Origin of the sequence: uncultured Winogradskyella sp., from assembly GCF_947498005.1 — a bacterium.
Lineage (GTDB): Bacteria > Bacteroidota > Bacteroidia > Flavobacteriales > Flavobacteriaceae > Winogradskyella.
This window is the reverse complement of sequence record NZ_CANMIW010000004.1, coordinates 328,387-341,213: the sequence shown is the minus strand read 5'-3', so window position 1 is coordinate 341,213 and position 12,827 is coordinate 328,387. Positions and strand designations below refer to the sequence as shown.

At 33.3% G+C, this 12,827-nt stretch carries 13 protein-coding genes; 8 read left to right on the top strand and 5 right to left on the bottom strand.

Annotated features, from left to right (window positions below; all coding sequences use genetic code 11):
- Nucleotides 1-3: 3 nt before the first annotated feature.
- Together Q0891_RS09750 and Q0891_RS09745 are read right to left on the bottom strand one after the other, a co-directional pair.
- Nucleotides 4-630 carry a hemolysin III family protein gene (locus Q0891_RS09750; RefSeq protein WP_299101141.1) on the bottom strand — a complete coding sequence of 209 codons (627 nt, stop codon included), beginning with the start codon at nucleotides 628-630 and terminating at the stop codon, nucleotides 4-6.
- Complete coding sequence (locus Q0891_RS09745) at nucleotides 614-1,333, bottom strand: DUF4294 domain-containing protein (RefSeq protein ID WP_299101139.1); 720 nt, start codon at nucleotides 1,331-1,333, stop codon at nucleotides 614-616. Before Q0891_RS09745 ends, Q0891_RS09750 begins: the two co-directional genes overlap by 17 nt.
- A 125-nt stretch (nucleotides 1,334-1,458) precedes the next feature.
- On the opposite strand from Q0891_RS09745, the gene Q0891_RS09740 reads away from it, so the two are divergent.
- The 6 genes from Q0891_RS09740 to Q0891_RS09715 all read left to right on the top strand — a co-directional run bounded on the left by Q0891_RS09740 (nucleotide 1,459) and on the right by Q0891_RS09715 (nucleotide 7,566).
- Nucleotides 1,459-2,547 (top strand): M42 family metallopeptidase, encoded by a 1,089-nt coding sequence (locus Q0891_RS09740; RefSeq protein WP_299101137.1) that lies wholly within the window; start codon nucleotides 1,459-1,461, stop codon nucleotides 2,545-2,547.
- 79 nt (nucleotides 2,548-2,626) lie between these two features.
- A complete protein-coding gene (locus Q0891_RS09735) occupies nucleotides 2,627-3,178 on the top strand; it encodes an NUDIX domain-containing protein (RefSeq protein ID WP_299101135.1) in 552 nt (183 codons plus the stop codon).
- Nucleotides 3,179-3,180: 2 nt separating this feature from the next.
- On the top strand, nucleotides 3,181-3,858 hold the full coding sequence (locus Q0891_RS09730) for a PrsW family glutamic-type intramembrane protease (RefSeq protein WP_299101133.1): 678 nt from the start codon (nucleotides 3,181-3,183) through the stop codon (nucleotides 3,856-3,858).
- 83 nt (nucleotides 3,859-3,941) lie between these two features.
- Nucleotides 3,942-4,418, top strand: a complete 477-nt coding sequence (locus tag Q0891_RS09725) for an acetyl-CoA carboxylase biotin carboxyl carrier protein subunit (RefSeq protein ID WP_299101131.1) — start codon at nucleotides 3,942-3,944, stop codon at nucleotides 4,416-4,418.
- A 1-nt stretch (nucleotide 4,419) separates the two neighbouring features.
- Complete coding sequence (gene accC, locus Q0891_RS09720) at nucleotides 4,420-5,859, top strand: acetyl-CoA carboxylase biotin carboxylase subunit (RefSeq protein ID WP_299101129.1); 1,440 nt, start codon at nucleotides 4,420-4,422, stop codon at nucleotides 5,857-5,859.
- 165 nt (nucleotides 5,860-6,024) lie between these two features.
- Nucleotides 6,025-7,566, top strand: a complete 1,542-nt coding sequence (locus Q0891_RS09715; protein WP_299101127.1) for an acyl-CoA carboxylase subunit beta — start codon at nucleotides 6,025-6,027, stop codon at nucleotides 7,564-7,566.
- 55 nt (nucleotides 7,567-7,621) lie between these two features.
- Here the strand turns inward: Q0891_RS09715 and Q0891_RS09710 are convergent, their stop codons facing one another.
- Together Q0891_RS09710 and Q0891_RS09705 are read right to left on the bottom strand one after the other, a co-directional pair.
- On the bottom strand, nucleotides 7,622-8,068 hold the full coding sequence (locus Q0891_RS09710) for a DUF1572 family protein (protein ID WP_299101125.1): 447 nt from the start codon (nucleotides 8,066-8,068) through the stop codon (nucleotides 7,622-7,624).
- A gap of 27 nt (nucleotides 8,069-8,095) precedes the next feature.
- Nucleotides 8,096-9,868: an ABC transporter ATP-binding protein gene (locus Q0891_RS09705; protein WP_299101123.1), complete on the bottom strand. Its 1,773-nt coding sequence runs from the start codon at nucleotides 9,866-9,868 to the stop codon at nucleotides 8,096-8,098.
- A gap of 165 nt (nucleotides 9,869-10,033) precedes the next feature.
- Here Q0891_RS09705 and Q0891_RS09700 point away from each other — a divergent pair, with 165 nt between their 5' ends.
- Entirely contained in the window at nucleotides 10,034-11,230 is a 1,197-nt protein-coding gene (locus tag Q0891_RS09700; protein ID WP_299101121.1) for a multidrug effflux MFS transporter, read from the top strand.
- Between the two features lie 2 nt (nucleotides 11,231-11,232).
- Here the strand turns inward: Q0891_RS09700 and Q0891_RS09695 are convergent, their stop codons facing one another.
- On the bottom strand, nucleotides 11,233-11,853 hold the full coding sequence (locus tag Q0891_RS09695) for an L-threonylcarbamoyladenylate synthase (protein ID WP_299101119.1): 621 nt from the start codon (nucleotides 11,851-11,853) through the stop codon (nucleotides 11,233-11,235).
- A gap of 58 nt (nucleotides 11,854-11,911) precedes the next feature.
- Here Q0891_RS09695 and Q0891_RS09690 point away from each other — a divergent pair, with 58 nt between their 5' ends.
- A complete protein-coding gene (locus Q0891_RS09690) occupies nucleotides 11,912-12,775 on the top strand; it encodes an alpha/beta hydrolase (protein WP_299101117.1) in 864 nt (287 codons plus the stop codon).
- The last annotated feature ends 52 nt before the right edge of the window (nucleotides 12,776-12,827 follow it).

Sequence of the window (12,827 nt, the reverse complement as noted above, 5' to 3'; positions counted from 1 at the left end):
AACTTAGATTACAAATAAATAAATCATCATAAAGTGACAAATGGCACCAGCCAGAACAAATAAATGCCATATAACGTGATTGTAAGGAATTTTTTGAATGGCATAAAAAATAATTCCTACAGTATAAAATAAACCACCAGCAAACAACCATAAAACACCTTCAGAACCAAGGGATTCTGAAACGTTAGAAAAATCAAAAACAATTAACCAACCCATTACCAAATAGAGTAAGGTAGAAAAGAGTTCAAATCGTCCTGTAAAAAACAGTTTTAAAATCACACCAAAAAGAGCAATTCCCCAGACAGTCCAAAAGAGCGTCCAACCCAAACTATCAGTCAAAGAAATAAGCAAAACTGGTGTATAAGTACCTGCAATAAGTAAATAGATACTAACGTGATCTACTATTCTAAAATAGTGTTTCTTCTTTTCGTCTTCTACAGCATGGTAGAACGTTGATGCTAAAAATAAAATGATAATAGATAAACCATATACAATAACACTAAAGAGGTGCCATGATTGTGTGTTATCGGTTTTTAAGATTAAAAGAATTAAAGCAACTAAACCTAGTAATGCGCCTAAACCATGCGTCCAAGTGTTTAATTGTTCTTCTCGTTTAGTTTGGCTTCGCATCTTCAACGTTATATTTTATACGCTTCACTTTTTTCCCTTTGGACCATTTGGATACACAAGCATAAAAATCTATATCAAATGCAGGTTCTTGTCGTTTTAATCTTTCGTTTTGAAATGCACGTTGCAGAATATCTTCTATTAAATAATCTTCTTCTTCATTTATAGGACTGAACTCTTTTTTTAAAGAAATATCAAATAAACTCGCTGTACTATTAAACCAAAAGGCACGCCAACCACTTCGTAATTCCTTTATTAATTCAAACGTAGTTTTACCTGTTTGTCTATGAATTAGTTTTACTAAAATCTGACCTTCTGTTTTAGTTAACTTCTTTAATTCTGCTGAGAATTCATCTTCAATATACTTCTGTATTACTTTGGCATATTTCTTCTTATCTCTTTTACGTTCAAGTTGGTCTAAGCGCTCTTGTAATGCTTCTAAACGCTCAGCCGCCAACTTAGCGTACGGATAAACTTTGAGTGTTTTTCGTCTTAAAATGATGTATCTAATTCTAGCAGCTTTATTATCGAATTTTAAGTTGGGCAGCACCAAAACTTCGTTTAACTCAACAGCAGTAACCGGTATAGAATCTCCTTCAATAATCATGTATTGAACTTCTGTAGAATCTTGCTCTTGCTCCACAGGTGTTTCTTGCGCAGATAATACGGCAGAAAAAAACATCGCTATGTAAATAAAATTCTTCATTAATTTCTTTAAAGCTAAAACCATACCAAAATACTAGTTTTATACATATTCAAAATTAGTAATATTTATAGTCTATAACCCTAAATTCGTATTAATATTATTATTTTTAAGGAAAATTAAAACTAATGGCTAAAAAACAATTATTGAACAAAAAGTCTTTGGACTTTTTAGAGAAATATTTAAATAATGCGTCACCTACAGGATATGAGTGGGAAGGACAAAAAATATGGATGGATTATCTTAAACCTTATGTAGATGAATTCATTACGGACACCTACGGTTCTGCAGTTGCAGTTGTTAATCCAAAAGCAAAATACAAAGTTGTCATCGAAGGACATGCAGATGAAATTTCTTGGTATGTTAATTATATTTCAGACAACGGATTATTGTACGTAATTAGAAATGGTGGTAGTGATCACCAAATTGCGCCAAGTAAAATTGTAAATATCCACACTAAAAACGGTATTGTTAAAGGTGTTTTTGGTTGGCCAGCGATCCATACCAGAAGTAAAGCAAAAGAACAAGCGCCAAAACCAGATAATATTTGTATTGATATTGGAGCAAAAGACAAGGACGAAGTTGAAAAAATGGGTGTTCATGTTGGTTGTGTAATTACGTATCCAGATGAATTTCATATCTTAAACAAAGACAAATTTGTTTGTCGTGCTTTAGATAATAGAATGGGTGGGTTTATGATTGCAGAAGTCGCTCGTTTACTAAAAGAAAACAAAAAGAAATTACCATTTGGTTTATACATTACTAATTCTGTACAAGAAGAAATTGGTTTACGTGGTGCCGAAATGATTACACAAACCATTAAACCAAACGTTGCTATTGTTACTGATGTAACTCATGATACAACAACACCAATGATAGACCAAAAGGTACAAGGCTATGCCGAAATTGGTAAAGGTCCTGTTGTAGCATATGCACCTGCTGTGCAACAAAAATTACGTGATTTAATAACAGAGACTGCAGAAGAGAAGAAAATACCTTTTCAACGTGCTGCTTTATCTAGAGCAACTGGTACTGATACAGACGCCTTTGCTTATAGTAATGGAGGTGTTGCGTCTGCATTAATTTCTTTACCATTACGCTATATGCATACTACTGTAGAAATGGTGCATAGAGATGATGTAGAAAATGTAATTAAATTAATATACGAAACATTATTAAAGATAGAAGACGGAGAAACATTTAGTTACTTCAAATAACTAGCCAAGCTAGCTTTGGCAGGCTAATAATTTTAAAGACCTCAAAGGTTTCCGAAATCTTTGAGGTCTTCTTACAACTATGGATGAAATTATAGACATCGTTGACAAACATGGTAAACCAACTGGTAAAACAGCTTTAAAATCTGAAGCTCATGCCTATGGTTTGTATCACAACACCATTCACTTATGGTTATATACGTCTAATGGAAAAATATTATTACAACAACGGTCTCACAAGAAAGCCATTTTTCCTTTGCTTTGGGACGTATCTGTTGCAGGACATATTGACGCTGGCGAATCTTTTACTGAAGCGGCTGTACGCGAAACTAAAGAAGAAATTGGATTAGATTTAGAAACCAAAGATTTAAAACATATTGGTGTTTTTCTGCATGAATCCAGTTATGCAGAAGGTAAAATTCAAGATAATGAATTTCATCAAGTTTTTATTGCAAAATTACAGACAGACTTAGATCAACTTACTATTCAAGAAGAGGAAGTTGAAGCGGTTAAATTGGTTACTTTCAAGGCCTTTAAATCCTTATTAAAACACAGTGAAACCAATTCGCATTTTGTAACTAGTAATACAGATTATTACAAATTCATATTAAAAACTATAAAAGAAAATAATTAATAATGAATTTACTTTTACTCGCCATTGCACCAGTTTTTAGTGTCATATTATACATATATGTTCAAGACAAATATGAAAAAGAACCGAGAGGGTTACTTATTGCTAATTTTTTATTTGGCGCCATAGTTAGTGTTCTATTAGTTTTTGTAATATACTTTTTCACAGGTCGTTTAATTCCTGTTACGGATCAATTCAGTATTTGGCAACAATTTATTCAGGCATTTATAGTCGTTGCTTTAACTGAAGAATTTAGCAAATACGTTATTGTAAAATACTACACACAACCAAAAGCAGCCTTTAACGAACCATACGATGGTATCATATATGCCGTTATGGTTTCTATGGGCTTTGCCTGCACTGAAAACATAATGTACGTCATCGATGGTGGATACCAAACAGCTATTATGCGTGCTTTCACTGCCGTTCCTGCTCATGCTATTTTTGGTGTGTTGATGGGCTATTTTATGGGAAAAGCAAAATTTTCTAACAACAGATTAGTCTTAAATTTAACTGGTCTTTTATTGGCAACTCTTTTTCATGGTGCTTATGACTTCTTCTTATTCATCAATTTTATTCCAGGGATTTCTACAGGTGCATTTGTGTCTTTAATTATTGGAATTGTTTTAGCACGTAAAGCGATAAAAAAGCATCAGGACGATTCTCAGTTCAAATCTTTATAGATTTCGTAAAATATCACTTAATATTTTTTTATTTTGCAGTCGATTAAGCTTTAAATTAACAATCGCGCAATAAAATCATTTTTATGTATAAGATAAAAGTCAATTCTAAACTATCTTTTGACGTATCAAAAGATAGCTTAGAAACTCTAGATGTGGTTAAAACTACTGCGAACAATTTCCATATTCTTCAAGATAGCTACACAATAAAAGCTGAAATATTAGATACTGATTTCAACAAGAAGAGCTATAATATAAAAGTTAATAACAATACTTACAATGTTACAATTCATGATGCTTTAGACCAACAAATAGAAGCTTTAGGTTTTGAGATTGGAGCCGCTAAAAAGATTAATGATGTTAAAGCACCAATGCCTGGATTAATTTTAGAAATTAACGTAAAAGTTAATGATGCAGTAAAAGAAAATGAGCCTTTATTAATCCTTGAAGCTATGAAAATGGAAAATGTAATTAACTCACCTCGCGATGGTATTATTAAATCAATAAAGGTAGAAGAAGGAAATACAGTCGATAAAAATTCACTATTAATAGAATTTGAATAATATGAAAAAGATATTAGTAGCAAATAGAGGCGAAATTGCAATTCGTGTTATGCAAACAGCAAAGAAAATGGGCATCAAAACAGTTGCTGTTTTTTCTGAAGCTGATAGAAATTCGCCACACGTAAAATTTGCAGATCAGGCCGTTTGTATTGGTCCTGCACCTTCAAACGAATCGTATTTACGAGGCGAAAAAATTATTGAAGTTTCAAAAGCATTGCAAGTAGACGCAATTCATCCTGGTTATGGATTTTTAAGTGAAAATGCTGAGTTTGCTGAGTTGTGCGAAGCCAATAACATTATATTCATTGGTCCACGCTCTAAAGCCATACAAGTGATGGGAAGCAAATTAGCCGCTAAGGAAACGGTTAAGGCTTATTATATTCCTATGGTTCCTGGCACAGATGAAGCCATAACTGACATTCCAGAAGCAAAGAAAATTGCCAAAGACATTGGTTTTCCTATCCTTATTAAAGCTTCAGCTGGTGGTGGTGGAAAAGGTATGCGTATTGTAGAAAACGAAGCTGAATTTGAATCACAAATGGATAGAGCTATAAGTGAAGCTAAGAATGCTTTTGGCGATGGATCTGTGTTTATCGAAAAGTACGTGGCTTCTCCGAGACATATCGAAATTCAGATTATGGCAGATATGCATGGCAACGTGATTCATTTATTTGAACGCGAATGCTCTATACAACGTCGTCACCAAAAAGTGGTTGAGGAAGCACCTTCTGCTGTTTTAACACCAGAATTAAGAGAAAAAATGGGTCAAGCAGCGATTAACGTTGCGCGATCTTGTGATTATATTGGTGCTGGTACTGTAGAGTTCCTATTAGATGAAAATCTAAACTTCTACTTTTTAGAAATGAATACAAGATTGCAAGTTGAGCATCCTGTTTCAGAATGGATTGCTAATGTAGATTTAGTAGAACTTCAAATTAAAGTGGCAAGAGGCGAAAATTTAAACATTAAACAAGCTGATTTAAAAATCAATGGTCATGCGCTAGAACTTAGAGTTTATGCAGAAGATCCAATGAATGATTTTCTACCAAGTGTCGGTAATCTTGAAGTTTACAGATTACCTGAAGGTAAAAATATAAGAGTAGATAATGGTTTTGAAGAAGGTATGGATATCCCAATTTATTATGATCCAATGTTATCTAAACTTATAACCTATGGAAAAACAAGAGAAGAAGCCATTGAGTTAATGATAAAAGCCATTGACAATTTCCATATAAAAGGTGTAGAAACAACATTACCTTTTGGACGTTTTGTTTGCGAACATGAAGCTTTTAGAAGTGGAAATTTTGATACACATTTTGTTAAAAAATACTACTCACCTAGCCTTTTAGAAGAGCAACATCAACTTGAAGCAGAAATTGCGGCAAAAATCGCACTAAAGCACTATTTGGCTGAGCAGAAAGTATTGCGAATACCAGGTTAGTTTTCAGTCGTAGTATTTAGATACAACTGTCATATCATGCGGAGTCGAGATGTAATTTAGACAATTAAAAAAAAACCTTAAACTTCCGAAGCTTCGGAAAAGATTGACAAAAAAATAACACATACAGCTTTGCGCCTTTTGCGACTTAGCGAGAACAATCAAAGTATGGACAACAAAATAAAAACATTAAACGATAAATTAGCCTTAGCCAAATTAGGAGGCGGACAGGCCAGAATAGACAAACAACATCAAAAGAAAAAGTTAACAGCAAGAGAGCGCGTTATGTATCTTTTAGATGAAGGCTCTTTTGAAGAAATAGGCGCTTTAGTGACACACAGAACTAAAGACTTTGGCATGGCTGACCAACAATTTTATGGTGATGGTGTTGTTACTGGTTATGGCACAGTCAATGGAAAATTAATTTATGTTTTTGCACAAGATTTTACCGTTTTTGGAGGTTCTTTATCTGAAACACATGCCGAAAAAATCTGTAAAATTATGGATATGGCTGTTAACGTTGGTGCTCCTATTATTGGACTTAACGATTCTGGAGGCGCACGAATTCAAGAAGGTGTACGTTCATTAGGTGGTTATGCAGATATATTTTACAGAAATGTTCAAGCTTCTGGTGTTATTCCTCAGATTTCTGCCATAATGGGTCCTTGTGCTGGTGGAGCCGTTTACTCACCTGCCATGACGGATTTTACACTAATGGTAGAGGACACAAGTTATATGTTTGTTACTGGGCCAAATGTTGTAAAAACAGTAACCAATGAAGAAGTGACTAGTGAAGAATTAGGAGGTGCCAGTGTGCATTCCTCAAAATCTGGTGTGGCACATAAAACATCATCTAATGATGTAGAATGTTTAGAAGACCTTAAAATGTTATTGAGCTATTTACCACAAAGTAATAAACAAAAAGCAGATGATATTCCTTTTGAACTTAAAGACGAAATTAGAGATGTATTATCATCCATAGTTCCTGAGAATCCAAATAAACCTTACGACATGCATAACGTCATTGAAGGTATTATTGATGAAAATTCTTTTTATGAAATCCATAAAAATTATGCCGAAAATATCATTGTAGGTTTTGCACGATTGGGTGGAAAAAGTGTTGGTGTAATTGCTAATCAACCTATGTTTTTAGCAGGTGTTTTAGATGTCAATAGTTCTAAAAAAGCGGCTCGATTTGTTCGTTTTTGTGATTGTTTTAATATTCCTCTTTTAGTTTTAGAAGATGTCCCTGGATTTTTGCCTGGCACTGACCAAGAGTGGAATGGTATTATTGTTAATGGTGCAAAATTATTATATGCATTTAGTGAAGCTACAGTGCCAAGAATTACCGTAATCACAAGAAAAGCTTATGGAGGGGCTTACGATGTAATGAACTCTAAACACATTGGAGCAGATATGAATTTTGCTTGGCCAAATGCTGAAATTGCTGTAATGGGTGCTAAAGGTGCTGCCGAAATCATCTTTAAGCGTGAAATTTCTAAAGCTGAAAACAAGGATGCTAAGTGGAAAGAAAAAGAAGCTGAATATGCAGAACTCTTTGCTAATCCTTACAGCGCTGCAGAACGTGGTTTTGTAGATGAAGTTATTTTACCTCAAAACACAAGACGTAAATTGATAAAGGCCTTTAGCATGTTAGAAAACAAAGAAATAGTTAAGCCTAAGCGTAAACATGGTAATATTCCTTTATAATCGATTTAAGACTGTTTTAATTAAAATAAATTTATAGTTACCATAGAGGAATTATTTATTTATCCAATAATCTTCTGTGGTAATTAATCTGACCTAAATGATATGCAAAATGTGATGATAAGTGAATTAAAAAATAACCTGTAGTCATTGGCTCTTTAAAAACTTGTAGCTCATATTCTGATTCTAATTCGTTTACTGATAATTTTTTTAACGTATTTTCAACTATAATTAAGGTGTCTTCAATTTGCAAAATCAGCTCTGATGCTGGCACATTTACCAATGAAAACTCTAAATCACGCTGTCTTACATAGCCTGACTTCCCTAAGACGGCTCCTATAAAATGATTTAAATTACCTAATAAATGAATACATAATCTACCTGCTGAATTAGAAATAGTGCCATCTGTTATCCAAAGGTTAGTTTCATCTTTATAGAGTGAAATCTCATCGATTAACTTATTAAGGTCTCTATTGAAAAGTGTGATTAATGAATCGGTTAACATATTATAGAATTTAATTAAAATTAAGAATTATATTTTTGCCTGAAACGTGTACAAATCATAATAACGACCTTCTGCCTTTAACAACTCATCGTGTGTGCCGCGTTCTGCAATTTTACCTGCTTCAATGACTAAAATTTGATCGGCTTTTTTAATAGTACTTAATCGATGGGCAATAACAATTGTTGTTCTATTATTAGTTAACTCCGATAAACTCTTTTGAATTAAGCTTTCACTTTCTGTATCTAAATTAGAAGTTGCTTCATCTAAAATAATAATTTTTGGATCTGCTAATATAGCTCTTGCAATTGCAATTCTTTGACGTTGCCCTCCTGATAGTTTCACACCACGTTCTCCTATTAAGGTATCTAGTCCATCATCAAATCTATCTGTAAACTCATTAACATAAGCAGCTTTTACGGCATGTTGCAATTGTGCTTCCGTTGCGTTTGGTCTAGGAAACATAATATTCTCCTTAATAGAACCTTCAAACAAAAACTCATCTTGTAAAACCACGCCTAAGTGTTGTCTAAAACTACTCAATTTTACCTTAGACAGATCTTTTTCATCAATTGTTATAACGCCAGATTCTGGATTTAAAAATGTTGCTGACAAACCTGCAATCGTAGATTTACCAGACCCTGAACTTCCTACTAAAGCAATGACAGAACCAGATGGTGCCTCAAAATTAATATTATGAAGTACAGTTTTTCCTTCTTCATATGCAAATGACACATCATTAAATTTAATGTTTCCTTTTATGGATTCTAATTCTATAATTCTGTCTTTTTGTTCATCTTCGGTAGCTAAACTCATTAATTCTTCGGTACGATCTAAACCTGCCAAAGCTTCCGTTAATTGACTACCAATATTACTCATCTGTACAATTGGAGCAACCATAAAGGCTAGTAAAAATGTAAATTGTAAAAAGTCTCCTGGTGTAATCTCTCCCTGAATCATGTAGTGTCCACCAATTCCCATGATGCCTGTGGTCGCTAAACCAATTAAGAACGTGGACGAACTTGTCATAATAGCCGTTGCTGTCATACTCTTCTTCACATTCTCAAAAATATTTTCTACACCTCTCTCAAACACTTTGTTTTCTTGTTCTTCGGCATTAAACGCTTTTATAACTCTAACTCCAGCTAAAGTTTCATTTAAACGACCTTTGACCTCAGCATTAATTTTTCCTCTTGCTCTAAAAATTGGTCTTATATATTTAAAGGCTTTTAAGGCAATAATTCCAAAAACAGACAAAGGAATAAATGTAAAAAGCGTCATCCACACATTCATTCGTAATAATATAATTAAGGTAATTATTGCTGTAAATGAACCACCAACCAACTGTACTAAACCAGTACCAATTAGGTTTCTTACACCTTCTACATCTGTCATTATTCTAGAAACTAAGGCACCAGATTTTGTGTTATCAAAAAAGCTTATGGGTAATGACAAGACCTTTTTTTGAACTTGTGCTCTCAATTCACTTATTAAATATTGCGCTTGAATACTTAATACTTTTGTTAACAAAAAAGACGTAATAGCTTGAACTAAAATTGCTGCTATTACGATACCTATTAGAATATGTAGCTGATCGTAATTTTTATTTGGCACCACCTCATCTAATAAAACTTTACTTTCTAAGGGTAAAACAAAACCTGCTAAACTGCGAATAATTATAAGCACCAAGCCCAACAACACCAATTTACGTCTTGGCCAAATAATTGTTTTAAAGGCTGTTTTTAAGGTAACTTTAGGTTTCTCTGTATTTGTATTCTTTGGAGATTCTTTAAAATGCTTCATGTAGTGCTAAACTTTATACAAATATAAGCGGTTGCAAACGGAAATGAAATGAATAAAAAATCATTCGACATTTAATTCTCTGGTATTTTAAACACTTCAAATTAATAAATCATTATTATGTTAAAGTGAATCTAATTTAGGGTTTAAATAAATTACTTTTGCGCCATGCAAAATGAAAACCGATCTCAGTTAGAATTTGTGGTACTAATGGCAGCATTAATGTCCATTGTTGCCTTGTCAATTGATGCTGTTCTACCTGCTTTACCTAAAATTGGAAACTATTTGGGTAGTGCAAATGAAACTGAGAACCAAAAACTAATTTTTACCATATTTCTAGGCTTAGGTTTTGGACAATTAATATTTGGACCATTGTCAGATAGTTTTGGTCGTAAACCTATGGTTTACGTTGGGTTTGGGATATTTATTGTGGCTTCCATTATCTGTATCACAACAAGAAATTTTGAAATGATGCTTTTTGGACGTGTTTTACAAGGCATTGGTTTGTCTTCTCCCAGAACCATGAGTGTCGCTATTGTTAGAGATTCTTACAGTGGTGATCATATGGCTAAAATTCTTTCTGTGGTTACAATGACGTTTATCTTGGTTCCTGTTATAGCACCTATGTTGGGTCAGTTTTTATTAAATAATTTTGGATGGGAATCTATATTCAACGTTAACCTAGCATTTGGTTCTTTAATAATGTTATGGTTTTGGAAACGTCAACCAGAAACTTTACATGACAAATACAGAAAAACATTTCGATGGTCTATTTTTAAAACAGGATCGCAGACCTTTTTCAAAATAAAATCAGCAATAATTTACACCTTTCTTTCTGGTTTAATCATGGGATCTTTTATGGTGTATTTGGGAACTGCGCAACAAATTTTTCAGGTACAATACGATTTAGGCGATTACTTCCCATACATATTTGCCAGTTTAGCGATTACTATTGGTTTAGCTACTTTTTTAAATAGTGCTATTGTAATGCGCTATGGTATGTGGAATTTAGTAAATATCGCTTTATTAGCTTTTACGCTAATTTCATTGATTTATGTTGTTTTATTTTGGTCTGGGATCAATCCAAGTATAGAGATCTTAATTCTCTTCTTAATTCTTCAGTTTACAAGTGTGGCGTTCTTATTTGGTAATTACAGAGCTTTAGCAATGCAACCGTTAGGACATATTGCTGGTATTGGATCTGCGCTAAACGGTTTTATTTCTACCATAATGGCTGTACCTATTGCATATTACATTGGTACTTTTATAACAACATCTGTATTACCGTTGTTTATGGGATTTTTAATAACCGGTTTAATTGGAATATTATTATTTTATAGTGTTAAAAAACCAATTAGAGAATAAGCTTAAAAAATCTCTAAACTCCCTTTACCTTCTCTTACAATAATTGGTTCGTCTTCAGATAAATCTACTATTGTAGAAGCTTCGTTATCACCATAACCTCCATCAATAACAACATCTACTAATTTATCCCATTTTTCTATAATTAATTCGGGATCAGTGGTATATTCTAACACATCATCATCATCTCTAATTGATGTAGATACAATTGGGTTACCCAATGCTGAGACTAATGCTAAGGCTATTGAATTATCTGGCACTCTAATACCTACTGTTTTTCGTTTTTTAAAAGGATTTGGTAGATTTTTAGAACCAGGAAGAATAAACGTATATGGTCCTGGCAAAGCACGTTTTAGAATTTTAAACGTTGTAGTATCAATTTGTTTTACGTAATCACTGAGATTGCTTAAGTCCTCACAAACAAATGAAAAATTCGACTTTTCTAATTTAACACCTTTAATTCTGGCTATTTTTTCTAATGCTTTTATATTGGTAATATCACAACCTAAACCATAAACTGTATCTGTAGGATATATAATTAATCCGCCATTTTTAAGGACTTTTATAATTCTTTGAATTGCCTTAGGATTAGGATTTTCGGGATATATTTTAATAAATTCAGCCATAATAAGTATCTTTCCAATACGTTTACAAAGTAACTATATTTTTCAATACGAATCACTCATGAAACATTTAAAGTTCGTTTTCCTAATTTTAATCTCAATTTCAACATCTATTGCTTGTGATTCTAACGGCTCTGATGACGAAGAACCAGAAGTTTTAAATCCTTTAGAAGCACACACAGCACTCAATGTCTCTTATGGTAGTGATAGTGACCAAGTTTTTGACTTGTATTTACCTGCGAACAGATCAAGTAGTACTAAAACCATTATTCTAGTACATGGTGGCGGATGGTCTTCTGGAGATAAAGAAGACATGGATGACTTTAAAGATTTTATATTAGACCAAATGCCTAGTTATGCTGTGGTTAACATGAATTATAGATTGGCTGACCAGACTAATGAAGCTTACCCAATGCAAATCAATGATATTACAAGCGTTGTAGAGTTTATTGGAGAAAATGAAGATTATTACACTATATCAGACGACATTGGTTTTGTTGGTGCGAGTGCAGGTGCTCATTTATCATTACTTTGGAGTTATGGTTTTGATTCTGCCAACCAAACCGAAATGGTATGCAGTGTTGTAGGACCAACCAATTTTACTGATCCTGCTTATTTAGATAACACCAACCCTATTCTACAGGCTTTATTAAATAATTTAGGCATTGATACTTCAACAGCATACTTAGAGGAAATAAGCCCTTACCATAGAGTAACAATATCAGCACCACCAACTATTTTATTTTATGGTGGTGAAGATCCTTTAGTACCAACTACGCAAGGTACAGATATGCAAAGCAAACTTGCTGAACTCAATGTTACGCATGAATTTACATTATATCCTAATGAAGGCCATGGTTGGGTTGGACTGAATTTGCTAGATACATCAGTAAAACTAAAGGCTTTTATTGAAACCCATTTATAATTACCACTTTCGTCGGTTTACGGCTAATAATGTTAAAAAATTGAAAAACTGT

Coding starts and splice junctions, on each gene's coding strand:
- accC (WP_299101129.1), top strand. CDS start 4,420: ATGAAAAAGATATTAGTAGCAAATAGAGGCGAAATTGCAATTCGTGTT.
- Q0891_RS09740 (WP_299101137.1), top strand. CDS start 1,459: ATGGCTAAAAAACAATTATTGAACAAAAAGTCTTTGGACTTTTTAGAG.
- Q0891_RS09690 (WP_299101117.1), top strand. CDS start 11,912: ATGAAACATTTAAAGTTCGTTTTCCTAATTTTAATCTCAATTTCAACA.
- Q0891_RS09730 (WP_299101133.1), top strand. CDS start 3,181: ATGAATTTACTTTTACTCGCCATTGCACCAGTTTTTAGTGTCATATTA.
- Q0891_RS09750 (WP_299101141.1), bottom strand. CDS start 630: ATGCGAAGCCAAACTAAACGAGAAGAACAATTAAACACTTGGACGCAT.
- Q0891_RS09705 (WP_299101123.1), bottom strand. CDS start 9,868: ATGAAGCATTTTAAAGAATCTCCAAAGAATACAAATACAGAGAAACCT.
- Q0891_RS09710 (WP_299101125.1), bottom strand. CDS start 8,068: ATGTTAACCGATTCATTAATCACACTTTTCAATAGAGACCTTAATAAG.
- Q0891_RS09725 (WP_299101131.1), top strand. CDS start 3,942: ATGTATAAGATAAAAGTCAATTCTAAACTATCTTTTGACGTATCAAAA.
- Q0891_RS09695 (WP_299101119.1), bottom strand. CDS start 11,853: ATGGCTGAATTTATTAAAATATATCCCGAAAATCCTAATCCTAAGGCA.
- Q0891_RS09700 (WP_299101121.1), top strand. CDS start 10,034: ATGCAAAATGAAAACCGATCTCAGTTAGAATTTGTGGTACTAATGGCA.
- Q0891_RS09735 (WP_299101135.1), top strand. CDS start 2,627: ATGGATGAAATTATAGACATCGTTGACAAACATGGTAAACCAACTGGT.
- Q0891_RS09745 (WP_299101139.1), bottom strand. CDS start 1,333: ATGAAGAATTTTATTTACATAGCGATGTTTTTTTCTGCCGTATTATCT.
- Q0891_RS09715 (WP_299101127.1), top strand. CDS start 6,025: ATGGACAACAAAATAAAAACATTAAACGATAAATTAGCCTTAGCCAAA.